At 62.4% G+C, this 24,218-nt stretch carries 24 protein-coding genes; 13 read left to right on the plus strand and 11 right to left on the minus strand.

Annotated features, from left to right (window positions below):
* Window positions 1–69: 69 nt before the first annotated feature.
* Complete coding sequence (locus tag HA399_RS11080) at window positions 70–1,032, minus strand: LysR family transcriptional regulator (protein ID WP_404325008.1); 963 nt, start codon at window positions 1,030–1,032, stop codon at window positions 70–72.
* 112 nt (window positions 1,033–1,144) lie between these two features.
* Here HA399_RS11080 and HA399_RS11085 point away from each other — a divergent pair, with 112 nt between their 5' ends.
* The 3 genes from HA399_RS11085 to HA399_RS11095 all read left to right on the plus strand — a co-directional run bounded on the left by HA399_RS11085 (window position 1,145) and on the right by HA399_RS11095 (window position 5,022).
* On the plus strand, window positions 1,145–2,026 hold the full coding sequence (locus tag HA399_RS11085) for a hypothetical protein (RefSeq protein ID WP_404325009.1): 882 nt from the start codon (window positions 1,145–1,147) through the stop codon (window positions 2,024–2,026).
* 128 nt (window positions 2,027–2,154) lie between these two features.
* The gene (locus HA399_RS11090) at window positions 2,155–3,438 is read left to right on the plus strand and encodes a Xaa-Pro peptidase family protein (RefSeq protein WP_166018350.1); all 1,284 of its coding nucleotides are present in this window, start codon (window positions 2,155–2,157) and stop codon (window positions 3,436–3,438) included.
* Window positions 3,439–3,534: 96 nt separating this feature from the next.
* Window positions 3,535–5,022 carry a CoA-acylating methylmalonate-semialdehyde dehydrogenase gene (locus HA399_RS11095; protein WP_404325010.1) on the plus strand — a complete coding sequence of 496 codons (1,488 nt, stop codon included), beginning with the start codon at window positions 3,535–3,537 and terminating at the stop codon, window positions 5,020–5,022.
* Between the two features lie 127 nt (window positions 5,023–5,149).
* Here HA399_RS11095 and HA399_RS11100 read toward each other — a convergent pair whose 3' ends face one another.
* The 6 genes from HA399_RS11100 to HA399_RS11125 all read right to left on the minus strand — a co-directional run bounded on the left by HA399_RS11100 (window position 5,150) and on the right by HA399_RS11125 (window position 11,271).
* A complete protein-coding gene (locus HA399_RS11100; RefSeq protein ID WP_404325011.1) occupies window positions 5,150–5,992 on the minus strand; it encodes a nitrilase-related carbon-nitrogen hydrolase in 843 nt (280 codons plus the stop codon).
* A gap of 114 nt (window positions 5,993–6,106) precedes the next feature.
* Window positions 6,107–7,492 (minus strand): MmgE/PrpD family protein, encoded by a 1,386-nt coding sequence (locus HA399_RS11105; RefSeq protein WP_404325012.1) that lies wholly within the window; start codon window positions 7,490–7,492, stop codon window positions 6,107–6,109.
* A gap of 163 nt (window positions 7,493–7,655) precedes the next feature.
* A complete protein-coding gene (locus HA399_RS11110) occupies window positions 7,656–8,537 on the minus strand; it encodes a glycine betaine ABC transporter substrate-binding protein (RefSeq protein WP_404325013.1) in 882 nt (293 codons plus the stop codon).
* Window positions 8,538–8,639: 102 nt separating this feature from the next.
* Window positions 8,640–9,371, minus strand: a complete 732-nt coding sequence (locus tag HA399_RS11115) for an ABC transporter permease (protein WP_216060389.1) — start codon at window positions 9,369–9,371, stop codon at window positions 8,640–8,642.
* Window positions 9,372–9,375: 4 nt separating this feature from the next.
* Window positions 9,376–10,557: an ABC transporter ATP-binding protein gene (locus HA399_RS11120; protein WP_404325014.1), complete on the minus strand. Its 1,182-nt coding sequence runs from the start codon at window positions 10,555–10,557 to the stop codon at window positions 9,376–9,378.
* Window positions 10,558–10,602: 45 nt separating this feature from the next.
* On the minus strand, window positions 10,603–11,271 hold the full coding sequence (locus tag HA399_RS11125) for an ABC transporter permease (protein WP_176677398.1): 669 nt from the start codon (window positions 11,269–11,271) through the stop codon (window positions 10,603–10,605).
* Window positions 11,272–11,810: 539 nt separating this feature from the next.
* Between HA399_RS11125 and HA399_RS11130 the strand changes: the two genes are divergently transcribed.
* From HA399_RS11130 to HA399_RS11155, 6 genes are all read left to right on the plus strand, one after another.
* On the plus strand, window positions 11,811–12,980 hold the full coding sequence (locus HA399_RS11130) for a TauD/TfdA family dioxygenase (RefSeq protein ID WP_054556214.1): 1,170 nt from the start codon (window positions 11,811–11,813) through the stop codon (window positions 12,978–12,980).
* Window positions 12,980–13,579 (plus strand): HD domain-containing protein, encoded by a 600-nt coding sequence (locus tag HA399_RS11135; RefSeq protein ID WP_054556215.1) that lies wholly within the window; start codon window positions 12,980–12,982, stop codon window positions 13,577–13,579. The genes HA399_RS11130 and HA399_RS11135 overlap by 1 nt, the downstream gene beginning before the upstream one ends.
* Before the next feature lie 255 nt (window positions 13,580–13,834).
* The gene (locus HA399_RS11140) at window positions 13,835–14,161 is read left to right on the plus strand and encodes a gamma-glutamylcyclotransferase family protein (RefSeq protein WP_054556216.1); all 327 of its coding nucleotides are present in this window, start codon (window positions 13,835–13,837) and stop codon (window positions 14,159–14,161) included.
* 198 nt (window positions 14,162–14,359) lie between these two features.
* Window positions 14,360–14,836 carry a GFA family protein gene (locus HA399_RS11145; protein ID WP_404325015.1) on the plus strand — a complete coding sequence of 159 codons (477 nt, stop codon included), beginning with the start codon at window positions 14,360–14,362 and terminating at the stop codon, window positions 14,834–14,836.
* 298 nt (window positions 14,837–15,134) lie between these two features.
* Window positions 15,135–16,118 carry a LysR substrate-binding domain-containing protein gene (locus HA399_RS11150; protein WP_225346916.1) on the plus strand — a complete coding sequence of 328 codons (984 nt, stop codon included), beginning with the start codon at window positions 15,135–15,137 and terminating at the stop codon, window positions 16,116–16,118.
* Between the two features lie 76 nt (window positions 16,119–16,194).
* Window positions 16,195–16,524 (plus strand): gamma-glutamylcyclotransferase, encoded by a 330-nt coding sequence (locus HA399_RS11155; RefSeq protein WP_153636169.1) that lies wholly within the window; start codon window positions 16,195–16,197, stop codon window positions 16,522–16,524.
* Window positions 16,525–16,657: 133 nt separating this feature from the next.
* Here the strand turns inward: HA399_RS11155 and HA399_RS11160 are convergent, their stop codons facing one another.
* The gene (locus HA399_RS11160; protein WP_404325016.1) at window positions 16,658–17,533 is read right to left on the minus strand and encodes a LysR family transcriptional regulator; all 876 of its coding nucleotides are present in this window, start codon (window positions 17,531–17,533) and stop codon (window positions 16,658–16,660) included.
* Window positions 17,534–17,777: 244 nt separating this feature from the next.
* Between HA399_RS11160 and HA399_RS11165 the strand changes: the two genes are divergently transcribed.
* Window positions 17,778–18,293, plus strand: coding sequence for a lactoylglutathione lyase family protein (locus HA399_RS11165; RefSeq protein WP_043333918.1), 516 nt, complete (start codon window positions 17,778–17,780; stop codon window positions 18,291–18,293).
* Window positions 18,294–18,447: 154 nt separating this feature from the next.
* On the opposite strand, the gene HA399_RS11170 is transcribed toward HA399_RS11165, so the two are convergent.
* Both HA399_RS11170 and HA399_RS11175 read right to left on the minus strand, forming a co-directional pair.
* Complete coding sequence (locus HA399_RS11170) at window positions 18,448–18,693, minus strand: hypothetical protein (protein WP_404325017.1); 246 nt, start codon at window positions 18,691–18,693, stop codon at window positions 18,448–18,450.
* Window positions 18,694–19,141: 448 nt separating this feature from the next.
* Window positions 19,142–19,267 carry a hypothetical protein gene (locus HA399_RS11175; RefSeq protein ID WP_267895301.1) on the minus strand — a complete coding sequence of 42 codons (126 nt, stop codon included), beginning with the start codon at window positions 19,265–19,267 and terminating at the stop codon, window positions 19,142–19,144.
* A 322-nt stretch (window positions 19,268–19,589) separates the two neighbouring features.
* Between HA399_RS11175 and HA399_RS11180 the strand changes: the two genes are divergently transcribed.
* A complete protein-coding gene (locus HA399_RS11180) occupies window positions 19,590–20,285 on the plus strand; it encodes a haloacid dehalogenase type II (protein ID WP_404325018.1) in 696 nt (231 codons plus the stop codon).
* A gap of 223 nt (window positions 20,286–20,508) precedes the next feature.
* Here the strand turns inward: HA399_RS11180 and HA399_RS11185 are convergent, their stop codons facing one another.
* Window positions 20,509–21,258, minus strand: a complete 750-nt coding sequence (locus tag HA399_RS11185) for an IclR family transcriptional regulator (RefSeq protein WP_404325019.1) — start codon at window positions 21,256–21,258, stop codon at window positions 20,509–20,511.
* A 118-nt stretch (window positions 21,259–21,376) separates the two neighbouring features.
* On the opposite strand from HA399_RS11185, the gene HA399_RS11190 reads away from it, so the two are divergent.
* Both HA399_RS11190 and HA399_RS11195 read left to right on the plus strand, forming a co-directional pair.
* The gene (locus HA399_RS11190) at window positions 21,377–22,954 is read left to right on the plus strand and encodes an MFS transporter (RefSeq protein WP_404325020.1); all 1,578 of its coding nucleotides are present in this window, start codon (window positions 21,377–21,379) and stop codon (window positions 22,952–22,954) included.
* 86 nt (window positions 22,955–23,040) lie between these two features.
* The gene (locus HA399_RS11195; RefSeq protein ID WP_404325021.1) at window positions 23,041–24,069 is read left to right on the plus strand and encodes an HlyD family secretion protein; all 1,029 of its coding nucleotides are present in this window, start codon (window positions 23,041–23,043) and stop codon (window positions 24,067–24,069) included.
* Window positions 24,070–24,218: the final 149 nt, after the last annotated feature.

Genomic DNA, 24,218 nt, shown 5'->3' on the forward strand with positions numbered 1-24,218 from the left:
GTCAAATCCATGAATCGCTATTCCGCCAGGCTCACCATCTCAACCTGCTCGCAACACTGGTAGTACTGCTTAACCAGCGGTCGCTGCCTCACGCGTTGTGACGACACCTGAATCGGTGCCAGCCTCAGGTCTGACCTCGGTGCCAACCTCGGCGCTTGCCTCCAGCGCCCCGACTTCCTCAAGCTTGCCCTTGCCGGTGACGATGGCTTCCAGGTGATCGCAGAAGTCACTCAGCGCATCGCTGACATGGCCCGGCGAGCGATGAAGCTCGATTTCCACATGGCCAAGCGGCGGCAAGCCTTCGTCATCGGCGACGATTCGACAGCCGGAGGGGACACTGCGCGGTGTCTTGACGGTCAGTGCCAGTCCGGCCTTCACCGGCAGATTGATACCCGTCGGTGACTGGCTCGAGTAACGCACATCCCACTGTCGGTCATCCCGCCCCAAGGCGGCGAAGGCATGCGCGCGGAAGATGCAGCCTTCCGGATTGAGCGCGAGCGGCAGTACCTCCCAGTCTGCAAGCGACTGGTCCTCGGCGACCACCCACACCATGCGCTCGCGCCCCAACAGCCGCCCGGTCTGGGTCGGCCCGTGACGCACCACCAGCACGGCGTCCAGCAAGCCTTCCTGAAAATCATGCACCAGCGAGGCGCTGATCTTGCAGGTCACCTCCAGGCGCACTTCGGGGTGATCCGCGGCGAAGCGCGACAGCAATTCGGGCAGGTAAGTACTGGCCTGTTCTTCCGACGTGCCCAGCCGGATGAGCTCATTCTTGCGATCGACCCCGAGCACCTGCCGCGCCTCATCCTGCAGCTTGAGAATGTGCCGCGCATAGGGCAGCAACCGCCCTCCCGACGCCGTGAGTTCTACCCGACGGCTGGTGCGGGACAGCAGCGCCCCGCCCATCTGATCCTCCAGCCGCTTGATCTGCAGACTGACGGCAGACTGGGTGCGATGCAGCACCTTGCCGGCGGCGCTGAACCCTTCACATTCGGCCACCGTGACAAAGGCACGAAGCAGGTCGGTATCCATGATCTATGAGCCCTCGCAATGCATTTGATCTTGACCATTCATTTCTATTATCAAAACACGCCCTCTAACCTATTCCTACGTTATTTAGCGATCAGGGAACAGGAGGCCGGGCATGAACACAATCCAGCAGCAGGACAGTGATACCTCTCTCGATGGGCTGATAGATCTTGAACACTATCCCATCCATCGACTGACAGAAGCGCGGGGTCGCGAACTGATGCGCCAATGTCGTGAACAGCTCGCGCAGGATGGCTGCGTCGTGCTGGAGGGCTTCGTGCCGCAGGAGGCGCTGGCACGACTGGAGCAGGAAACGGAGCGTCTTTCACCGCTGGCGCACTACAACCAGACCGTCACCAACCCCTACAACAGCGACGGTGATGACTCACTGCCCGCATCACATCCGCGCAATCGCTTCGATGATCGCACCAACGGTTTCGTGGCGGGGGATCGCATCGGCTCGGACACCCTGATTCGCCAGGTCTACTCGCATCCCGATTTCCAGCACTTCATCGCCAGCGTCGTCGGCATGGACGACATTCACCAATATGCCGACCCGCTCGCGGATCTGGTCGTCAACGTGCTGCGCGATGGCTGCCAGCATCCCTGGCACTACGACACCAACGAATTCATCGTCACCATGATGACCCGCAAGTCCGATGCGGGTGGCCGCTTCGAATACGCCGCCGGTATCCGCAGTCCCGAGGGCGAGAACTTCGAGGGCGTCGAGAAGGTGCTCGACGGAGACCGCTCGCGCCTGACCGCCATCGATCTGAAGCCGGGCGACCTGCAGATCTTCTTTGGTCGCTACTCCCTGCATCGCGTCACCCCGGTTCGCGGTGAGCGAGAACGCCATACCGTGATCTTCGCGTACGCCAAGGAGCCCGGCTTCATCGGTCGCCCTGAGCGTGCCCAGCGAATCTTCGGCCGCATGGCACCTATCCACGAGCGCCTGCTCAAGGAAGGCATGCAGCGCAGCGACAACCTGGCGGACTGACATGCCCGAGCCCGGCGCGTCCTGTCCTCTACCAGTTCTTGTACCAGCGCTTGTACCAGCGCCTGTGCCAGTCCTTTTTTCCAGCGCCTTTCCTGACCTTTTCACCAGACCGTGAGCCGAGACCAACCATGAGCATCGTCGACTTTGAACGCCTGACCGACAGTGAACCCGCAAGCTTCCCGATCGTGCCGTCCGCGCCAATGGCCAATGGCGACAGCATTCCCACGGCCTTTGACCCGGTGCAGCTGCGCGGCGGTCGTCTGGCTCGCCTGCGCGCCATGATGGCAGAGCAGGGCTACGCCGCCGTAGTGCTGTTTGATCCCAACAACCAGCGCTATGCCACCGGCTCGCGCAACATGTTCGGCTACTTCCTGCGCAACTCCACCCGCTACATCTACGTGCCTCTCGAGGGGCCGGTGATCCTGTTCGAATACCCCGGCAGCGCCCACGTCTCGACCTGGCTTGAAACCATCGATGAGGCGCGCACGTCCAAGGTGGTGTGGTCCGCCGTCAACCAGCGCGACAACCTCTCGAGCGACCCGTTCGGCATCGAGATTGCCCAGCTGGTCGAGGAACATGGTGGCGGCAATCGCAAGGTCGGGCTGGACCGCTGCACCCTGAATCTGGCGCGCTCGCTGGAAGCGCAGGGGCTGGAAGTCTTCGACTGCATGCAGGACACCCTGCACTGCCGTCGCCTCAAGACGCCTGAGGAAATTGCCTGTCTGGCCCAGTCGATGGCCGGAAGCGAAGCCGCGGTTGCCGCCGTGGAAGCCGCCATCAAGCCCGGCGTCACCGAGAATGAGCTGTTCGCCATCATGTACGGCGATGTCATCCGCCAGGGCGGTGAGTTCATCGAGACCCGCCTGCTGTCGTCCGGACCGCGCACCAATCCGTGGTTCAACGAGGCCAGCGACCGCGTGATTCGCCCCGGCGAGCTGGTCGCGCTGGATACCGACACCATCGGCTGCCACGGCTACTACTCCGACTTCTCACGCACCTTCCATGTCGGGCCGGGCCGACCGACCGCCTATCAGCAGAGCCTGTACCAGATGGCGCACGAACAGGTGCACCACAACATGTCGATCCTCAAGCCCGGCATCAGCTATCGCGAGATCGCCGAGAGCGCCTGGAAGATTCCCGAGCGCTTCCTCGACCGCCGTTACCCCTCGATCATCCACGGCGTCGGCATGCATGGCGAGACACCACTGGTCGCGCACCACATGGACTTTGATCGCTTCTCCAAGGATGGCGTGCTGGAACCCGGCATGGTCGTCTCGGTGGAAAGCTATATCGGCGAAGTCGGTGCGGCCGATGGCGTCAAGCTGGAGGAAGAGGTGCTGATCACCGAGACCGGCATCGAGAAGATCTCGCGCTATCCCTTCGATGAGGCACTGCTTGGGCGTCAATTCTGAGTACTGGTCATTCCAGGCTCACAGCAACCTCAGCACAAGACAGCGACTTTCTCTGCCACATTCTCTGCGACTGAACACAAGGCTGAAAACTGACCGATGGATACCCTGACTCACCTGATTGGCGGTGACGCCGTGACTGGCGAACGCACCCTGGATGTGCTCAATCCGGCCACCGCGCAAGCCGTGCGCCGTCTGCCACTGGCCGATGCCGCCATCGTGCAACGCGCGATAGCCGCTGCCAAGGATGCCCTGCCCGCCTGGCGCGCCATGCCGCCCGCCAAGCGCGCTCAGGTCATGTATCGCTTCAAGACATTGCTGGAACGGGATGCTCAGGAAATCTGCGCCCTGATCAGTGAAGAGCACGGCAAGGTGCTCGACGATGCCATGGGCGAACTCAAGCGCGGCATCGAGAACGTCGAATATGCCTGCGGCGTGCCGGAGCTGCTCAAGGGCGAGTATTCCCACAATGCCGGGCCGAGCATCGACACCTGGTCCAACCATCAACCGCTGGGCATCGTGGCCGGTGTCACGCCGTTCAACTTCCCGGCTATGGTGCCGCTCTGGATGTTCCCCATGGCGCTGGCCTGCGGCAATGCCTTCATCCTCAAGCCGTCGGAGCAGAGTCCGTCGGCGGCCAACAAGATGGCCCACCTGCTGCAAGAAGCCGGACTGCCCGCAGGGCTCTTCAGCGTGGTGCATGGTGATCGCGAAGCCGTCGAGGCGCTGATCGCGGCCCCGGAGGTCAAGGCGATGAGCTTCGTCGGCTCGACTCCCGTGGCGCGGAGCCTCTACGAAGGCGGCACGCGTCAGGGCAAGCGGATCCAGGCGCTGGGAGGCGCCAAGAATCACGCCGTGGTATTGCCGGACGCCGATCTCGACAATGCCGCCAGCACCTTGATCGGGGCCGCCTTCGGCAGCGCAGGCGAGCGCTGCATGGCCATCTCGGTGGCCGTCTGTGTGGGGGATGAGACCGCGGATGCCCTGATCGAACGTCTCGCGCCTCAGGCCCGCGCCATGAGCATCGGCCCGGGCACTGAACCCGGGCACGACATGGGCGCCCTGATCAATGCCTCGCAGCGCGACAAGGTCGCCGGCTATATCGAGGCAGGCGCCAGCGCTGGCGCCCAGTTGATCGTGGATGGCCGCACTCACCCGCTGGTCGAGAGCTCGCCCGGCTTCTTCATGGGCGCCACGCTGTTCGATCGCGTCACGCCGGACATGAGCATCTATCGTGACGAGATCTTCGGCCCGGTACTCTGCGTGGTGCGCGTGGCAAGCTTCGAAGACGCCATCGCGCTGATCAATGACCACCAGTACGGCAACGGCACCTGCCTCTTCACCCGCGATGGCGAGGCCGGACGCCGCTTCGCCGACCAGATCGAGGTCGGCATGGTCGGCATCAACGTGCCCTTGCCGGTACCGGTAGCCTTCCACAGCTTCGGCGGCTGGAAGGACTCGCTGTTCGGTGATCTGCACGCCTATGGCCCCGACGCCGTGCGTTTCTATACCCGACGCAAGAGCGTGTCACAGCGCTGGCCTGAGCGCAGTGCCCAGGAAGCCGCTCAGTTCAGCTTCCCGTCCTGAGCCGCATTGCCGGCAACGTAAACAAGACCGCAAACAAGACATCCGCGACATAAACAAGACGCCCGCGCCAGAATTCTGGCGCGGGCGTCTTGTTGTTCGACAGGCTTAATTGCTCAACATCAATCGCTCAGCGATAGCCCAGCATCAGGTCACGGACCAGCGGCGTGTCGGCGTCGCGGTGCGTCGGCAGCTCGAAACGGGCCTTGGCGATCGCTGTGCGCGACAGCTCGGCATGTATCAGCATCTCGCGGTCTTCCGCCTGGGCCAGTGTTTCCCCGCGCGGGCCAAGAATTCGCGACCCGCCCCAGAAATGACTGCCGCCTTCCGGGCCGAAGCGATTGGCCATGATGACCGTCGTGCCGTAGGTCATGGCGTAGAACTGGAGGTTGATCGCCCAGTTCTGCTCGTTGGAGAAATCATCGCTGACGATGCCCGAGGCCGAATTGATCGGCGCACACAGCACGGTGGGGCGCGCGAGCATGGCGGCGTGCACCAGGCCCGGATTCCACAGGTCCGCGCAGATCAGTGAGGTGGCCGACCAGCCTTCACGCACATCGTTCTGGGTCAGGTCACTGCCGTGGGTGAACAGCTTGCCCTCCTCCAGCCCGCCATAGGTCGGCAGGTTCAGCTTGCGATGCACGGCCTGCAGCGCGCCGTGCTGCAGGATCGCCAGGGCGTTGTAGTACTCCCCCGGACTGGCCTCCTCGACAAAGCCCACCACCAGCTGCATGTCGCCCGCGGCACGCGCGAGCATCAGCAAACGCGGGTCATGCGGCGGAAAGGCCAGATCAATGACCCGACTGCCCATGCCATAGCCCGTCAGCGACAGCTCCGGGAAGACCAGCAGGTCCAGATCGACATCCCGCGCCTGATGGATGATGTCGAGATGACGTTCCAGGTTGGCCTCAATATCGCCAAGGGTGGCGTTGATCTGGGCCGCGCCAACGCGCAGGTGATCTTGATGGTGCATGGGCAAGTCTCGGTAATGAAAAGAGAAGGCAACGAAGAGCAGAAGCCTGGGTCAGGGTCAAGCAGGCCAATGAGAATCAAGCGCCGCGCAGAATGTCAGCCGCGGCCGCCAGATTCAAGCCGGTGCGCCCAGAAGCGCCAGCAGCTCGGAGACCGGCCGTGACTCCAGATCCATCACGACATCACTCAACCTGGCCGCGCGGTCTCCCAGCACCGGCTCCGCCAGAGCCTGATACTTGGCCAGCACCTGAGCATCCGTCAGCGGCTTGTCCGGATTGCCCAATGCCTCATGGTCTGCGCTTTCCAGCACCTCGCCACTTTTCAGCACGATTCGCGCACGGGCCCAGCGCTCGGCAGGGAAACGGGCATTGAATGTGGCATCCTCCTCGATGACCACCTTGCTCGCCAGCGCCTTGAGGTCCTCATCGTCAAGGGCGTCGCAGACACCTGCCACATCCACGCTGCCCCGCCCCAGAGCACAGGCGACCGACCACGGCAGGCTGTATTGCGCCTGCTCCGTGGTGTCAGGGTGCATGACATGCAGCCGCTTGCCCTCATGGAAGGTGATGATCTCGATACGCATGATGTCGTCAGGCTCAGCCACGGCGTCTGCCAATGACAGCACCGCCTCCACTGCCGGCTGCGCCCAGCGACACACCGGATAAGCCTTGAAATACTGCTCGAACAGATAGTGACGCTGGCCGAGGTCCTGCCACAGCGCAGCGACCTCCGGCGCCGTGACCGTCAATGCCGGCGCTCCGGTGAAGCCATCTTCCGCCAGCAACGCCGCCGAGATGCCGGTCATCGCGCCCCAGCCGGAGCCATCCTTGAGCATGGTGGGATGATCGATGCAGCGCATCATCTGGCTACGCGGCCCGTAGAACTCGGCGATGCCCAGCGCGTGGTGCAACGTCTCACGATCAAAGCCGCGCAGACGCGCAGTCACTGCGGCCACGCCCAGCGCATTCCAGGCCCCCGACGTATGGTAATCGGGGCTCTGGGCATGCAAGGCGATGCCCGCGCGCGTGGCGATCTCATAGCCATAGGCCAGCAGCGCCAGAAACGCCTGCCCGCTGAGCTGCCGGGTTTCCGGGAGCGCCAGCAGGCCGGGCAACAAGGCTACCCCCGCATGCCCCTTGGTCAGCACCTGGCCGTCGTGGGCGTCCAGTGCATCGATCAACCAGCCACCCTGCAGGGCGACACCACTGGAAGAGGCCGTGCCGCTGGCAAACAACAGCGGCAAGTCGCCACCGTGCTGACGCGTGACATAGCGAGCCGCCTTGGCGGCCAGGGGAGTCCGCGTCGCACCTGCCGCGACGCCCAGCAGATCCAGCAGGCAGCGCTTGGCCTGGTGCAGCTGCTCTGCGCTGAGACGGGTCTCGTCATATTCATGGATCAGGGACAGCGGCGCAGGCGCCAGGCCATCCTCGGCAGGTGCATGAGAGGTGGGCAAAGCATGAGAGGTAGACGTGGCTTGAGGCAGACAATCCGGAGCAGACATGGGACTTCTCCAATTTGGCAGACACGAAATGACCAACGGGATGGCAGCAAGTGCGAGCGAGGCAGACGCGGCCGCCAGAGACGACAAGACCGCCCGCAGGCGGCCTTGTCGTGCTGGCATGGCCCCTGAGCCTCGCTATCAGAGGATCAGGCGTACCTGAAGGTCACTTGAGGCCGTGTTCCTTCAGGAAGTCCTCGGCGACCTGCTCGATGGTCTTCTTCTCGACATCGACCTGGGCGTTCAGGCTCGCCATGGTGTCGTCATTGAGCTCGGCGGACAGCGCATTCATCTGCGACTCGAGTTCCGGGTTGGCCTTGAGCGACTCCTCACGCACCACCGGTGTCAGGGCGTAGGCCGGGAAGTAGCCCTTGTCGTCCTCGAGCACCGTGAAATCAAACGCCGGGATGCGGCCATCGGTGGCGAATACCAGGCCGACATCGACCTGACCATCACGCAGGGCCTGGTAGACCAGGCCGGAATCCATGCGCTTGACGTCGGCGCGCCCGACACGGAAGTCATAGGCTTTCTGCAGCGGACGCCAGCCATCATCACGCGCGTAGAATTCGGCGTTCAGCGCGAAGGACAGCCCCTTGTCGTCATTGACCGCCTGCGAGAGGTCGGACAGTGAGGCGATACCGCGCTCCTGGGCATCCGCCTCACGCATCGCCAGTGCGTAGGTATTGTTGGCCGCAGACGGCTCCAGCCACACCAGGCCCTTCTCGGCGTCCAGCTCCTTGACGCGAGCATAGGTGTCTTCCGGGCTCAGGCGCTCACTGACATCGTTGTAGTTGATCAGTGAGGTGCCGGTGTACTCCCAATAGAGATCGATCTGGCCGTTTTCCTGCGCCTGACGCAGAACGGCGGAGCCCATGCCGGAGCGCTCTTTCACCTCATAGCCCAGGCCTTCCAGGTACTGCCCCGTCATGCTGGCGAGGATCTGTTGTTCGGTGAAGTTCTTGCCACCCACCACAATCTCTTCAGCCTGCGCCGTGGAAAGTGAAGCGGCCAGTGCCGCGCCGGTCAGCAGAGTCGTCAAGGTCTTCATGGTGTTCTCCTATCCTGTGAAATTTCGGTCCAGCCGGTTGTTGTTGTTCAGGTCGTGCAGTCTGTCACCACGCGCCGATCGGGTCGGCGCGTGGGTCTTCATTCATGCCCGTGCCGGGTTGACGCCTCGCGGCACCACGAGGAAGGCCACGAAGGCCACCAGCACATCCACCCCGATCGCCAGCAGCGCCGTGGGGATGGCACCGGACAGCATCATGATGGGGTCATAGAGGTCGATCCCGGTAAAGATCAGCTCCCCCAGTCCACCGGCGCCGATCAGGAAGGCCAGCGGTACCGTGCCGACATTGATCGCCAGGGCGGTGCGAATCCCGGCGAACATCACATACAGCGCATTGGGCAACTCGACCCGCACCAGACGCTGGAGGGGCGACATGCCGATTCCGGCCGCCGCTTCCTTCAGGGCCGGTGATACTCCCTTGAGCCCCGTGTAGGTATTGCGGGTGATGGGCAGCAGGGTCGCGACGAACAGCCCAAAGACCGCCGGCACGGTGCCGATGCCCAGAAAGCTCATCGACAGGGCCAGCACCGCCAGCGTCGGGATGGTGGTGCCCACGTTGAGCACCTGCATGGCGGATTCGGCATAGCGCGTCATGCTCGGTCGCGACAGGATGATGCCCAGCGGGACCGCGACCAGGATCGCCAGCCCGCCGGACAGCGCCGTCAACCAGAGGTGCTGTACCGTCAGAAACTGGATGTCGGGGATATAGAACAGGAACTCTTCGATCACGCCGCTCGACTGGCTCCAGACCCCGGCCATGAAGATCGCGACCACGGCCACCAGCCGCAGCAAGCCCGTGAATTTCAGTGTCGGCATGGGCTTACTCCTTGTGCAGCGCGGTCGCGGACATCTCACTCTGCTGGCCCGAAGCCCCGCCACCCGCATGCGCCCGATAGCGCGAACCCAGATGATGGGTGATGGCGCGCTGGGTGATCTGGCCGACGATACGCCCCTCGTCATCGACGCACGGCATCCAGGTCATGTCATTGGCGAACATCAGCGAGGCCACCTTGCGCAGGTCATCCTCCAGGCTGACCACGACGGGCACGCTCTGGAAGTGATCACGGCAATGGCCCTTGGAGGTGCGAGCGATGGCGGCACTGATGATGCCGACCGGCTGACGCTTGTCGTTCACCATCACGATGCTGTTCTGGTAGCCGTAGGCCTCGATGCGCTCGAGCGCCGTGGTCAGGGTGTCATCCGGCGTGACCATGCCGATGTCTTCACTGGCCAGGTCGCGCACCTTGACCAGGTTGAGGCGCTTCAGAGCACGGTCCTCGCCCAGGAAGGATTCGACGAACTCGTTCTTCGGCGCGGCCAGCAACTCATCGGGCGGTGAATACTGCACCAGCTTGCCGCCGCGGAAGATGGCGATGCGATCGCCCATCTTGATCGCCTCATCGATATCGTGGCTGACGAACATGATGGTCTTCTTGAGGTCCTGCTGCATCTTGAGGAACTCATCCTGGATCACCGCGCGATTGATGGGATCGATGGCCCCGAAGGGTTCATCCATCAGCATCACGGGCGGGTCCGCCGCCAGGGCACGCGCAACGCCGATGCGCTGCTGCTGGCCACCGGACAATTCACTTGGGTAGCGCTTGAGGAAGGCATCGGGCTCGAGGGCGATCATGCGCATCAGCTCACGGGCACGTTCGCGATAGCGCGTCTTGTCCCAGCCCAGCAGCCGGGGCACCACCGTGATGTTCTCCTCGATGGTCATGTTCGGGAACAGACCGATCTGCTGGATCACGTAGCCGATGTTGCGGCGCAGCTCCTGGGTATCGAGATTGGTGGTGTCTTCCCCGTTGATCAGCACTCGCCCCGAGGTCGGGCGAATGATGCGGTTGATCATCTTGAGGCTGGTGGTCTTGCCGCAGCCGGAGGGGCCGAGCAGGATGCAGATCTCACCGCTCGGGACCTTCATGCTGATATTGTCAGCGGCCGTCACGGCGCCCTTCGGGGTATCGAAGACTTTTGTCAGGTTGTCGAGTTCGATCATGAAGCGTTCCTTGTCGTGTTGGCAGAATGGCGCGCGAATGACGCCTCAGGCGGCGGCCGCTGTGGTGCGGTCCATGCCTTTGGGCGTCAGGCGCTTCTGCAGCGCCAACAATGCATAGTCGACGAGGATGGCCAGCACGCTGACCGCCACCGCCCCGACAATCAATTGCCGAGGATCAGACTGGGAAATCCCTCGACTGATGAAGGTGCCAAGCCCCCCGGCACCGATATAGGCCGCAATCGCCATCACCCCGATATTCAGCACCACGGCGGTGCGCACACCGGCCATGATGATCGGCACGGCCAACGGAATCTCCACCATCCACAGACGCTGATTCTGGCTCATGCCCACCCCTCTGGCGGCTTCGCGCAGCGCCGGGTCGACATTGTTGATCGCGGTATAGGTGTTGCGGATGATCGGCAGCTGCGAATACAGCAGTACGGCGATCACGGCCGGCAGATAGCCGATGCCCTGCCCGATCAACGACAGGATCGGAATCATGATGCCGAACAGCGCGATGGAGGGGATTGTCACGATGATCGAGGCGATATACAGCACGGTCTTGGCGGCTCGCTCGTTCTTGGTGATCGCGATACCGATGGGCACGCCCGTCAGGGTGGCGATTCCCACCGCCACCCCGACCAGCGAGATGTGCTCAAGCGTGCGTGTGGTCAAGAGCTCCAGATTGTCCAGAGCATACTGGATCAGTTCCAAGCGGGATCTCCTTGCTTTTATTGTGTCCTGTTCGGCACGGCAGGCTTGAGCCGGCGTCACAGGTGTCAGGGCAGGTATATCATCAAGCGAAGTCGCTGAGATGCCGAAGCGGAAACCTGCTTAGCTTAGCAAAGCGAGATAGCAGTTATTTATCGACTTGGATGAGCATGCAAAATGCCAGTTATCAAGAACAGTGATCCTCCTTGCGCCACGCGAGCCCGAGAGCACGACTGACTCACTGACGACAGGTATCACCGATTCGCTCTGCAGGTTTGGGGCCAATTCGTCACCGCTATCCGCCTTGTCCGCGACGATGGTAACAAAAAAGACAAAACAATTTATAAATCATCTATTTAGCATATATGGGCGGGCCCCATTCCCAGCGGAATGGCGGTCGGGTAGCGGGCGCGAACCTCCCTCACCACCAACCCCATAAGAAAAATGCATACCCACCGATAACACTCACCCCCTACTTAGGTCCCATGCCTCGCTCCCATAATGGCCACGATATACAACCGTGCTAATGGAGAGATGCCTGCATGTCCCTGACCAATGCCCTGTCCGACGCGCTGCCGCTGACCCTGAGCGAGTCGCCGCTGTCACTGAATCTGATCACCGCCGAAGGCCTGGAGCCGGTCAGCCCGCTGTGGCTGCGCGAGCGCACCCAGGACCCGGAGCAGCTCGATGAGGTGACCACCCAGCGTCTGTTCGATTCGCATGCCATCGACGTCAACCTCGAGCTGACCGCGGCGCGCCCGGTCGATGAGACGCACGTGGAATTCACCTTCAGTGACGGGCATTGCGAGGTGTATGACCTCACCATGCTGGCGCATGAACTGCAGGGCATCACGCCGTTCCCCAAGCCCGAGAGCTGGGATGCGAGCATCGATCAGCAGGCGCAGCGCGTCGACTGGGAGAAGATGGGCAACAATGAGGACTTCCAGAAGGCATTGAAGGCCTATCTGCGCTTTGGCTACATCATCGTGCAGAACGTGCCGACCGACCCGGAGCGCATTCTGGAAGTGGCCGGTCACTTCGGCTATGTGAAGGACACCAACTTCGGCAGCTACTTCGAGGTGTACTCGCGCCCGACGGGCAATGACCTGGCCTACCGCAGCGTGGCGCTCGGGCCGCACACCGACAACCCGTATCGTGATCCGGTGCCGGGCATCCAGATGCTGCATTGCCTGGTCAACGAGACCACCGGCGGCCTGTCCACGCTGGTCGACAGCCTCAATGCGCTCAAGCAGCTCAAGGCCGAGATGCCGGAAGGCTATGAACTGCTGCGCACCACGCCGGTCGGCTTCCGCTTCCTGGACGCCGGTACCGAGCTGACCACGCGTCGCTGCGTGATTCGCGAGAATTCCGATGGTGAGCCCATCGGCGTCAACTACAGCCCGCGCCTCGATCACCTGCCGCACATGTCGCTGGAAAACACTCGCCGCTACCATCAGGCCCGCCAGCGTCTGGGGCAGCTGTTCCAGGACCCGGCCAACGAGATTCGCTTCCAACTCGAATCCGGAGAGCTGATGATGTTCGACAACACCCGCGTGCTGCATGGCCGTACGGCGTTCGACACCAATGAGGGGCACCGCCACCTGCAGGGCTGCTACATGGATAGCGATGGCCCGCGTGAGCGCTTCGCCACGACCCTGATGCGTCAGCGTCAGCAGCAGGCACAACAAGAAAACCGTGAGGAAATGGCGTAATGGATCAGGTTTCATTCACCCAGATGAAGGACGGCACCGCAGAAGACTATGCGTTGCTCGAGCGTCTTGAAGACCAGTTCAATGAAGGGCTGGTGGAGCGTCTCAAGCTTGCCCTGCGCAAGCTCGATGATGGCCTGAGTGGCTACAAGGTCAGCCGTCTGGAGCATTCCCTTCAGTCAGCGGCGCGCGCCGAGGCCGATGGTGCCGATGACGACCTGGTCGTCGCCACCCTGCTGCATGATCTCGGCGATGAGCTGGCGCCCTACAATCACTCGCAGCTGGCCGCCGCCATCATTCGCCCGTACGTGCGTGCCGAAGTGACCTGGATCATCCATCACCATGGCCTGTTCCAGAAGTTCTACTACGGTCACTTCTACGGCGAGGACCGCAACGAGCGCGAGATCTACAAGGACCACCCCTGGTATCAGAAGTGCGTGGATTTCTGCGAGCGTTATGATCAGGCCGCCTTCGATCCCGACTACCCGACCCCGCCGCTGGAGCACTTCGAACCGGCACTGCGTCGCGTCTTCGCGCGCAAGCCCTTCGATCCGGACGTGATCGGCGAAGAGCCGGCCGGCGGTTTCGACAGCCGCGTCTGAGCGTGTGAAGGCGGGGGCGTGAAACGCGCCTGACCTGCTCCGCTCCCCCGCTTGACCATTGCCCTCACTGGCCCGCCCAGTGAGGGCAATCTGGTTTGTGGGCGTTGCGTTGAGTGCTCCACGTCAACCAGGGGTTGAACCTCGCCACTCAACCTTCATCATCATTGGCTAACGTCAGTGTCAATGAAGGCGGTGCCGATACGGCCGTCTTTCCCTCGCGGATCATCCCCCTTCCCCAACCCGACAGGCAGACGCATGGAACATCTCTTCATCTACGGTCCACTGGGCCCCGGCGGCCTCAACGAACATGTCATCGCCAATATCGATGGCGAATGGAGCTCGGCCTATCTACGCGGCCGACTGGAAAACACCGATCACGGCGATGAGCACAACTTCCCTGGGCTGGTCGTCGACAACACGGGCCAGGTGATACGCGGCCACGTGTTCTCCTCGGCGCAATTGCCCGAGCATTGGGATGCCCTCGATGACTTCGAGGGCCCCATCTATCAGCGTACCGTCACCACCGTCATTCTCGATGACAATCGTGAACTCGAGGCCTATGTCTACGCCCTGCCGCAGTGAGACTCACGCGCGGCACGGATAGCAATTGCCGGCTCGTGGCAAGAGATGGATGGATCGTGGCTAGTGATGGATTGATCGTGGCAAGTGATGAATGGCGGCCCGCCGCCTTGCGCCCGGATGGAGTAACATTGCCCTTCGGGCGATGCATGGCCAGTCAGCGCCAGCGTCCTCATTCATGCATCACAAGGGAGATTCCTCATGCAGCTTGAAGGTTCCTGCCATTGCAAGGCCGTCACATTCCAGCTCGAATCGCCGCACCCCTATCCGTATCAGCGCTGTTATTGCTCGATCTGTCGCAAGACGGCGGGCAGCGGTGGCTACGCGATCAACCTGGCGGGCGATGCCGACACCCTGCAGGTGGAAGGCCGGGACAATCTCTCCATCTATCACGCGGTGACCGACGGGGTCGAAAGTCCGGCGGAACGTCACTTCTGCAAGCGCTGCGGCAGTGCGCTGTGGCTCTACGATGCCCGCTGGCCGGAGCTGATCCATCCTCAGGCGGGGGCGATCGACACCCCGCTGCCCGTGCCGCCGGAACATGTCCACATCATGCTCGACAGCAAGGCCAACTGGGTGGAAGTCGCGCACGAAGCGCGTGATGCTCATCATGTCGAGTATCCCGAAGAGAGCATTGCCGCCTGGCATGCGCGGGTTGCCGAGCGCGATACCGACTGATATCAGCCGCGCGTCAATCAGGACCAGCGACGCCTCGATCAGGATCCGATGCGACGCTGGTCAGGATCCGTTGCGACTTCATGGCCTGATCCGCCGGGCTGAGCGTTGATGTCATTCGCTGCGTCGCGTATAAGTGCCGCCTATACAAGGCGGCACTCCTGTTTGTATCCGGTGATCCTTGGCTGATGCCTTCTCATGTCATCACCCGGGCAATCGCCCGAGCCATCAGCCAGGCCATCATCCAGGCCAAAGCAGTACGACAGGAGCGCCGCGACAGCGCATCACAGTGAGGACTCTCGTGCCGGCCCGAAAGACAAGCTCCCCAGCGCCGCTGGAAAGCGCAAGCCCTCTGGATGACCTGCCCTCCCTGCGCGGGCTGGTCGCCTTTGACGTGACGGTCCGCCTGGGGTCGATGACGGCCGCCGCCAGTGAGCTGGATACCACCCAGCCCACCATCTCCCAGCGCATCCGCGCACTGGAGGAGCATCTGGGCCATCCGCTGTTCGATCGCCAGGGCGGCCGACTGATCCTCAACCACTACGGCGAGACCTTCCATGCCGAACTGGCAGGCGGGCTTGGCAAGGTATGCAGCGCCGTCACGGAAGCACGCCGCAAGGTGCACAAGCCGACCCCGCGCATCACCATCGCCGCGGGCGCCGGTTTCGCGCATGTCTGGCTGCGTCCGCGCCTGGAGCGGCTGGAGCAGGATTTCCCCGACTGCCACTTCACGCTGCTGCCGATCGATCGCGATGAAGACCCGCAGATGCAGCAGGCCGACATCGCGATCCGCTTCGGCCCGCCGCTGACGGGCGATCATCGCGATACGCTGGTGGTCGCGGAGCGCGCCTTCCCGGTCTGCTCCCCGGACTACGCCCGGCGTCATGGACTCGAGAAGGGACTGGACGCCGAGGCGCTGTCGCGCATCACCCTGCTGCATCTGGACATGCGCGATACCCGCTGGCTGGACTGGGCCACCTGGTGTCGCCATGCGGGACTGCCGGTGCCGCGCCTCGACAAGGCCTTCCCCTACAACAACTTCCCGCTGACGCTCAATGCCGCCGTCAATCATCAGGGCGTCGCGCTGGGCTGGAGCCACGTCATCCAGGACCTGCTCGACAACGGCTCGCTGATCGCCCTGACGCCGCATATCTCGCGGGACCGCCACGGCTATCGCATGAGTGTCCGCCATCCCAACAGCGCCGTGATCCAACCGATCACCCGCTGGCTGACACGCGAATTTTCCGGCCTCGAGATTCCGGGGCCTACCTCAAGGCAGCCATGAGTTGCCGCAAGCCCTCGCTCCGTCCGGCGCGCGCCGCCGAGACAGACTTCCCCCCCGACGAACGACAGAGACTCCCATGCAGCATCTATTCATCTACGGCACCCTCGGCCCGGGCGGCCCCAACGAACACGTCATGCTCGACATTGGCGGCAGCTGGACACCCGGCACCCTCAAGGGCCGCCTGGAGGCAGCTGGCTGGGGGGCTGAGATGGGCTTTCCGGGGCTGAGATTGGATGAGGCGGGCGACACCATCCGCGGTCACGTCTTCTCCTCCGACAACCTGGCCGATCACTGGCAGGCGCTGGATGATTTCGAAGGCAGCGAATACCTTCGCCAGCCGGCCACGATCACGCTGGAAGATGGCAGCACCCTGACGGCACAGGTCTATGCGCTGAGCCAGCCGTAAGCTGCTCCATGAACTGCTCCATAAGCTGATCCATGAACTGCTCCATAAGCTGATTAGTGCGCCGATGCCTGAGCGTCACTGTCTTAGCGCCGATGCCTGAGCGTCGAGGTCTGAGCACTGATGCCTCGGCGTGCTAAAGCGAGGCTTTCAGATACTCCAATACCCGCCTGGCGCGCGCCGAGAGCGGCCATTCCGCTCGCGTGAGCAGCCACAGGGTATCGACCACCTCCGTGCTGCCCTCAGGCGGTGGCACCACCCGGATGGCCTGATGCTCGGGGAAGGCCTCGCGGGCATGGCGCGGCACGACGCTGAAGCCCAACCCACGGGCGACCGGCTCCAGAATCAGGCTGATCTGGTTGGTGGAGCCACTGCGCGGCAATGAGCTGATGCCCGGATTGCCCGGAAAGCGCCGACTCAACAGGCGCGAGGCCATGTCCTGACCATCCGGGTGATCGATGAAGCCCAGTGTCTCGAGATCCCCCCAGTCATGGATCTCGACCCCCGCCGGCACCACCAGCTCAAGGGGCTCACGCGCCCACTCCGTCACGCTCAGACGCGGGTCATCCGGCTTGAGCGTGACGATCCCCAATTCGAAGCGATTCTCCAGCACGGCCTCCACCACCTCGCGCGTCGGCGCGAAGCGATGGTGGACATTGAGACCCGGCGACTCCTGCTGAAGCGCCAGCAAGCGCGGATAGATCGCCAGGCCAATGCTGCCCGGCGTGATCAGCCGAATGTCGCCATGACTGTCTTCATTGCCCGCCAGCCGCTGGGTCAGGCGCTGCTCGGCGGTTTTCATCTCACGCGCGAAATCCAGCAGTGCATGGCCGGCCGGCGTCAGTTCGATCTTGCGCGGATGACGGATCAACAGCGTGCCAAGACGGGTTTCCAGCTGGCGCACATGCTGACTGACGGCGGCCTGGGTCAGATCGAGCCGCTCCGCGGTGCGCGTGAAGTTGCCGACACTCACCAGGGTGCGAAAGGTGCGTAGCCATTGGGGTTGCAGCATTCAAGCTCCTGGGGGCTGGAAGAATCAGGGGGCAGAGTCAGGGGACAGAATCAGGAAGTCAGCGTCAGAGGAGTAGCATCAGCAAGACTGCGACGGAGAACCCCCTACCGCCATAAGCAAGTCTTATCATTATCATAACAGCTACGTAGTTTTCATTATTGCTCATGACGCCCAAGATGGCTTCCAACGTCACGCAGGCAGTGACCGAGCCATTTCCTTCACGACTCACATATCGAGGTGACTCATGAGCAACGAAAAGAACACACCGTATCCGCGCACCTTCTCCCACATCGGCCTGTCCGTCGGTGATGTGGAAGCCGCGGTCAAGTTCTACACCGAAGTGCTGGGCTGGTACGTGGTGATGGAGCCGACCACCATCACCGAAGATGACTCCGCCATCGGCGTGATGTGCAGCGATGTCTTCGGTCCGGGCTGGGGCAGCTTCCGCATCGCCCACCTGTCTACCGGCGACCGTATCGGTGTCGAGATCTTCGAATTCCCGAACCACGAGACGCCGGAAAACAACTTCGAGTACTGGAAGACCGGCATCTTCCACTTCTGCGTCCAGGACCCCGACGTCGAAGGTCTGGCCGAGCGCATCGTCGCCGCCGGCGGCAAGCAGCGCATGCCGGTACGCGAGTACTTCCCCGGTGAGAAGCCGTTCCGCATGGTCTACATGGAAGACCCGTTCGGCAACATCCTCGAGGTCTATAGCCACAGCTATGAAATGACCTACGCCGCCGGTGCCTACCAGAACTGAGCACGGCCGCAGACGTCAGATACAGCAAGGCCCCGCCATGGCGGGGCCTTGCTGTATCTGACATTTGTGCTCGAGACATCCCGACAGGAACCTCGAGAGCAACGCACGATGACCTTCGTCGGGCGAGCTCACTAAAAGCCCACCCGCTCACGCCTCAGTGGATGACGGGCATGCTGCGCACACGACGGTAAAGACTCTGACTGGCGAGTTCCGGACTGAGCAAGGCAATCCGTGCCTTCTGCACTGCAAGCTCACGCTGCAACAACGACCAGGTGCCGATGAACTCGGCACACTCACCACAGTGCACCAGGTAATCATCAGAGCGCTCATGATATTGGTAATCCATGCTCAGGCAGTTACATACCGGGCAGGACAGAACGGCGTTGGCTTTCCCATCCATGATTCGATTCCCTGGAGCCACACTGATTGAATTCACGGCAATGATCACACGCGTTCAGGTAACCATTACGGGTGTGAACACCCCTCATACTCTGCAAAACCCGCTGAGCTCACACTATCCATGATGTGATATCTGTACAACTCTCTCTTGTGGGCGGCATTTCTCGAAACGTTAACCAGTGGTAACTTGCTGGCGTGTTCAGCACGTTGATCTCATCGCGACTCGCCAGTCACCATGACCGCGACGAACACCCCGATAGCAAATCACTTCTCCATGATTACACAGCGATACGCAAGACTACATTCGCTGACCGATGGCGAGCCGGCTTCAGACTCGCGAGACCACAAAGCGCGCTTGGTTTGCAGGCTCTGTCGCCAAACGGGCATGAAAAAACCCACCCTCGAGGGTGGGTTTTACGTGAATCCCTTCGGCTGTTACCGCCAGCAGATCATTTCATCTTGCGCGCCGAATCATCCTGCTCGATACGGGTCAGTAACCTGTCAAAGACGCCAGTCGCCAACAGCACAAAGGTGACGGCCAAGCCAAGCCCCATCCAGATAGCGATATTGCTCATTGTCCCTTACCCCTGCTGTTTTCTTGGTTTTTTCAGCCCTTCTGCGACGCAATATGGCGTAAATTCAATCTTTGTACAACATTTGATCATGAAAATATCGAGCGTCGTCTGGCGCTGCGGCTGTCGCTGCCATTCCAGACCTTTGACCGACGTGATCACACTGCCAACAGCCATGATTTGAGCAATCACTCAACAACAGGTAGTCTGACACCATGAATAAAATGGCGTGGGCTTGCCAGCGCTGATTCCTTGGCGCTACCCGTCGGTCTGCCACCTTGCTTCGCGCCCACTGCATGTCTGAAATATCACCCCAGGAGTCATCATGTCTGACACGACCTTTCCCGACGTACTGGTGTTCGACGTCAACGAGACACTGCTCGACATCACCACGCTCTCGCCGTTGTTCGCACGCGTGTTCGGTGATGAAAGCGTGTTGCGCGAATGGTTCGCACAGCTGGTGCTGTACTCGCAGACCATGACGCTCTCACAACGCTACACCCCCTTCGGGGCGCTCGGCGTGGGCGCCCTCAAGATGGTCGCCGACATTCATCAGGTCAGACTCGCGGATGACGATATCGATGAGCTCAAGTCGCGCATGGCCGAGATGCCGGCCCATCCCGATGTCGCCCCGGCGCTTGAGCGCCTCAAGCAGGCCGGTTTCCGCCTGGTGACGCTGACCAATTCCCCCGCAGGCGCCTCCCCGACGCCGCTGGAGAAGGCCGGTATCAGCGAGGCCTTCGAGCAGCACTTCAGCGTCGACAGCGTCAAGCAGTTCAAGCCGGCACCGGCCACCTATCAGCATGTCGCCGAGCAGCTCGACGTCGAACTGGGCGACATGTGCATGATCGCCTGCCATGTTTGGGACACCATCGGTGCCCAGGCTGCCGGCATGCAGGGCGCCCTGCTGACGCGCCCGCACAATGCCGTGCTGCCCGCCGAGAATGTGCCGACCCCGGACTTCATCGCCGCGGAGCTGATGACCCTGGCAGACCAGCTGATCGCGGCCAGGGAGGCCTGAGCGAGCCTTGGACTCTGAGCTCTCTTGCTGGAATCTCTTTCTAGACTCTCTTTCCAAACTCAGTTTCTCAGCTCTGTCTCTAAGTGCTGCCTCGTAAATAAACGCCGCCCGCCCATTCGGACGGGCGGCGTGTTTGTGCCTGCCTTCCTATTCGCTTTTTCCACTATCTCGCCGTTCGAGCAGCCGCCGCACACGGCAGCCTTGCCGCCTTGGCGGGACGCGCTCACTTGAGTGAACGGAAGGCCTTGAGCATCTCATCACGTGTCGCCTGCAGCGCGGCCTGAATCTCCGCCCTGCGCTCGCTGATGCGCCATGAGGGGCCGACCACGGACACGGAGTAATGGCCCTGGCTGGTCTCCAGGCCGATTCCGATCGCGCCGACTCCCTGCATATGCTCATCCTCATCATGGCCGATGCCGGTGCGACGCACCTCGGCCAGTTGCGTCAGCAGTGCCGGCATCGCGAGGGTGTTGTCCGTGTAGGCCATGAGTTCCGTGCCCAACAGGCGCTCCACCTGCTCATCCTCGAGATGCGAGAGCAATACCTTGCCGCTGGCTGTTGCATGCAATGACAGGAAATTGCCGGCCATCGGCGATACCCGCAGCGGCAGCGGCGACAACACCGAGTGCAGTATCAGCAGCTCGTTGCCGCTCAGACTGCAGAGCACCACCGTTTCCTCGGTGGAGCCGCTCAGCGCCTCCAGAAACGACTTGGCATGCGTGGTGATATCGAGCTGGCTATGGCGCGCCAGCCGCATCAGCGCAGAGCCGAGCCGTATCCCGCCATGGCCGTGGATTTCCAGCAGGTCTTCCTGGGCCAGCGCATCGACCAGCCGCTTGACGGTCGAGCGCGGCAGATCGTTGCTGGCGGCGATCTCCCCCAGGCTCATGCCCTGCTCACTACCTTCCAGACTCTTGAGAATCGCCGCCACCCTGGCCACGACCTGCACGCCACTACCTTCTCTTGTGGACACAGACACAACTCCTTAACAAGCTAACTACTTGCCTAACAAAACCACCAAGTGGTACAGTGTACCGCATAACGAGACACCCAAGGTGTCTAGCGCTTCACCTCAAAACGGGAACTCTACAGTGGCCGCTCCTCAACCCTTCAATCTACGACTCGCACTCGGTCTTGTGGGCATTCTGCTCGCATCGCTGATGTCCGGTGTGGGAGAGCGTGTCACGCAGACCGTCCTGACGGATGTGGTCGGACACTTCGGCTTCTCCCACGATGAGGGCAGCTGGCTGACCACCATCTACAGCGCGGCGGAAGTCTCGATGATGCTGCTCGCCGGCTGGCTGGCCGTCACCTTCAGCCTGCGCCGCTTCGCGATCGGTGCCTGCCTGTCACTGGCCCTGTTCTCGCTGCTGGTGCCCCTGGCCGACAGCTTCCCGCTGATGGCGGGGCTGCGCGTTGCCCAGGGCCTGGCCTCCGGCAGCATCCTGCCGCTGTTGATGATGTCGGCGCTGCGCTTTCTGCCGTGGCACAGCAAGCTCTATGGCCTGTCGGCCTATGCGATGACGGCCACCTTCGGCCCTTATCTGTCGGCACCGCTGGCCGCTCTCTATGGCGACCTGGGCGACTGGAATCTGGTGTTCTGGGAAACCGCGCCGGTATGTCTTCTCGCCGCCGCGCTGGTCTCCTGGGGCCTGCCGCAGGACCCGCTCAAGCTGGAACGCTGCAAGCAGTTCGACTGGCTCGGTGCCTTGCTGGGCGTCACCGCCCTGTGCGCGCTGGTCGCCGGCATGACCCAGGGGGAGCGACTCGACTGGGGCAACTCGCCGTTGATCGTCGCCCTGCTGACCACGGGCGGGCTGGTCTTCGTGACCTTCCTGATCCATGAGTGGTTCCACCCGATGCCGCTCTACAAGCTGCAGCTGCTGGCACGCCGCAACTTTGCCTTCGGCATCATCACCCTGTGTACCTTCATGTTCCTGACCCTGGCCGCCGGCACCATTCCCGCCGCCTTCCTGGGGGAAGTGCAGGGCTATCGCCCCATGCAGCTGTTCCCGGTCATGTTGACCATGGCGCTGCCGCAGCTGCTGCTGGCACCGCTGGTGGCGACACTGATCAATCGCAAGAGCGTCGACAGCCGCTACGTGATGGCCACGGGCCTGGTGTTGATCCTGATCAGCTGCCTGCTGGGCTCGCAGCTCACCAGCGACTGGAATCGCGACAACTTCTATCTCATCGAGGTGCTCAACACCCTGGGCCAGCCGATGGTGGTGGTACCGCTGCTGATGAATGCCACCGGGGCACTCAGCCCGTTGGAAGGGCCGTTCGCCACCGCGATGGTCAACTCGCTGCGCGCCCTGTTCACGGTGGTGGCCTCCACGGCCTACGGAAGCTTCCTCGTCACGCGTGAAGCCCTGCACACCACCCGCCTGGGCGAGGCACTCGGCCTGCAGGGCAATCAGCCCGCCGGACTCATCCAGGTCGATGCGGCAAGCGATATCACCACGCGCATCTCCGAGCAGGCCTCCGTGATGAGCTATGCGGATGCCTACCTCGCCATCATCCCCTTCGTGGTGGCGCTGCTGATACTGGTCATGGTGCTGCCGATCCGCGCCTATCCGCCCCAACCGGCGACGGCACCGGCACCTCAACCAGAGCCAGCACAGCGCACTCAATCTCAGCCCCCTCAAGCACAACCCTCCGGGGCATAGACACAGACAAAGCCGGCGGCTGCCCGCCAGCCAGGATTCAGCCACTTCCCCCTTCTTCGACATAGACGACGAGATACGACACCGACATGAACAAGACACGTACCACCCTACTGTTGAGCGTTCTGGCGCTCCTGCTGGTCGCGACCTACGCGGGCCTCTACTGGAAGGGCCATGATGGCCGCGAAGCCACCAACAATGCCTATGTGCGCGCCGATAGCGTGATGGTGACCACACGCGTCGCGGGTCAGATCGACAGGGTGCTGGTGGAAGACAACGAAGTGGTCAAGGAAGGCCAGATCCTGGCCACGCTGGATGACCGCGATTACCAGGCCTCCCTGCACTCCGCCCAGGCCGATCTCGCCGCCCAGCAGGCAGCGGTCGGTGACCTGGATGCCAACATCGAGCGTCAGCACGCCGTCGTGCAGCAGTCCATCGCCGAAGTGAAGTCCACCCAGGCCTCGCTGCGTTATGCGCGCAATGATGCCAAGCGTTACCGCAGCCTGCGCATGACCAACGCCGCCTCCCAGCAGGACAAGGAAAAGGCCGATGAACAGCAGGGCATCTGGGAAGCCAATCTCGTGCAGGCCCAGGCGGCTCAGCGCTCGGCGGAAAAGCAGATCGGCGTCCTTGAAGCCCAGCGCGTGGAAGCCCTGGCCGAGGTCGAACGCTCTCGTGCAGCGCTCGAGCAGGCAGAACTGAACACCGGCTATACCGTCATTCGTGCGCCGAAGGACGGCATCGTCACCCAGCGCTCACTGCGTGTCGGCGCCTACGTGCAACCGGGTGATTCGCTGCTGGCCATCGTGCCGCACAAGGAAGCCTATGTCGTCGCCAACTATCTCGAGACCCAGATGGCCGAGATGGAGCCGGGCCAACCGGTCGAGATGACGCTGGATAGCCTGCCGGGCAAGACTTTCACTGGCCATGTCGACAGCATCGCACCGGCCTCCAGCAGCGCCTTCTCGGCCGTGGCCAGCGAGAACGCCACCGGCAACTTCACCAAGATCACCCAGCGTGTGCCGGTCAAAATCGTGTTCGACCCGAACCAGCCCGACTTCGACAAGGTACGCATCGGCATGTCCGTGATTGCCCATGTCACGACCCAGCAGCCCTGAGCGACTTGGGACAGTCCTGAACGAGGCTAGACAGTCCTGAACGTGGCTAGACAGCCCTGAACGACTTGCGACAGCCCTGAAACAGTCAAGAGAACCGTCCCGGAGGACACGCCGTCCCGGGACGCCTCTGAAGAACGCCATCACGCCAT

The organism is Cobetia sp. UIB-001 (genome assembly GCF_044789135.1).
GTDB lineage: Bacteria > Pseudomonadota > Gammaproteobacteria > Pseudomonadales > Halomonadaceae > Cobetia > Cobetia amphilecti.

What these genes read in the sequence shown, in the direction of transcription:
- HA399_RS11080 (WP_404325008.1), bottom strand. Translation starts at nt 1,032, where the DNA reads ATGGATACCGACCTGCTTCGTGCCTTTGTCACGGTGGCCGAATGTGAA.
- HA399_RS11085 (WP_404325009.1), top strand. Translation starts at nt 1,145, where the DNA reads ATGAACACAATCCAGCAGCAGGACAGTGATACCTCTCTCGATGGGCTG.
- HA399_RS11090 (WP_166018350.1), top strand. Translation starts at nt 2,155, where the DNA reads ATGAGCATCGTCGACTTTGAACGCCTGACCGACAGTGAACCCGCAAGC.
- HA399_RS11095 (WP_404325010.1), top strand. Translation starts at nt 3,535, where the DNA reads ATGGATACCCTGACTCACCTGATTGGCGGTGACGCCGTGACTGGCGAA.
- HA399_RS11100 (WP_404325011.1), bottom strand. Translation starts at nt 5,992, where the DNA reads ATGCACCATCAAGATCACCTGCGCGTTGGCGCGGCCCAGATCAACGCC.
- HA399_RS11105 (WP_404325012.1), bottom strand. Translation starts at nt 7,492, where the DNA reads ATGTCTGCTCCGGATTGTCTGCCTCAAGCCACGTCTACCTCTCATGCT.
- HA399_RS11110 (WP_404325013.1), bottom strand. Translation starts at nt 8,537, where the DNA reads ATGAAGACCTTGACGACTCTGCTGACCGGCGCGGCACTGGCCGCTTCA.
- HA399_RS11115 (WP_216060389.1), bottom strand. Translation starts at nt 9,371, where the DNA reads ATGCCGACACTGAAATTCACGGGCTTGCTGCGGCTGGTGGCCGTGGTC.
- HA399_RS11120 (WP_404325014.1), bottom strand. Translation starts at nt 10,557, where the DNA reads ATGATCGAACTCGACAACCTGACAAAAGTCTTCGATACCCCGAAGGGC.
- HA399_RS11130 (WP_054556214.1), top strand. Translation starts at nt 11,811, where the DNA reads ATGTCCCTGACCAATGCCCTGTCCGACGCGCTGCCGCTGACCCTGAGC.
- HA399_RS11135 (WP_054556215.1), top strand. Translation starts at nt 12,980, where the DNA reads ATGGATCAGGTTTCATTCACCCAGATGAAGGACGGCACCGCAGAAGAC.
- HA399_RS11140 (WP_054556216.1), top strand. Translation starts at nt 13,835, where the DNA reads ATGGAACATCTCTTCATCTACGGTCCACTGGGCCCCGGCGGCCTCAAC.
- HA399_RS11145 (WP_404325015.1), top strand. Translation starts at nt 14,360, where the DNA reads ATGCAGCTTGAAGGTTCCTGCCATTGCAAGGCCGTCACATTCCAGCTC.
- HA399_RS11155 (WP_153636169.1), top strand. Translation starts at nt 16,195, where the DNA reads ATGCAGCATCTATTCATCTACGGCACCCTCGGCCCGGGCGGCCCCAAC.
- HA399_RS11160 (WP_404325016.1), bottom strand. Translation starts at nt 17,533, where the DNA reads ATGCTGCAACCCCAATGGCTACGCACCTTTCGCACCCTGGTGAGTGTC.
- HA399_RS11165 (WP_043333918.1), top strand. Translation starts at nt 17,778, where the DNA reads ATGAGCAACGAAAAGAACACACCGTATCCGCGCACCTTCTCCCACATC.
- HA399_RS11170 (WP_404325017.1), bottom strand. Translation starts at nt 18,693, where the DNA reads ATGGATGGGAAAGCCAACGCCGTTCTGTCCTGCCCGGTATGTAACTGC.
- HA399_RS11175 (WP_267895301.1), bottom strand. Translation starts at nt 19,267, where the DNA reads ATGAGCAATATCGCTATCTGGATGGGGCTTGGCTTGGCCGTCACCTTT.
- HA399_RS11180 (WP_404325018.1), top strand. Translation starts at nt 19,590, where the DNA reads ATGTCTGACACGACCTTTCCCGACGTACTGGTGTTCGACGTCAACGAG.
- HA399_RS11195 (WP_404325021.1), top strand. Translation starts at nt 23,041, where the DNA reads ATGAACAAGACACGTACCACCCTACTGTTGAGCGTTCTGGCGCTCCTG.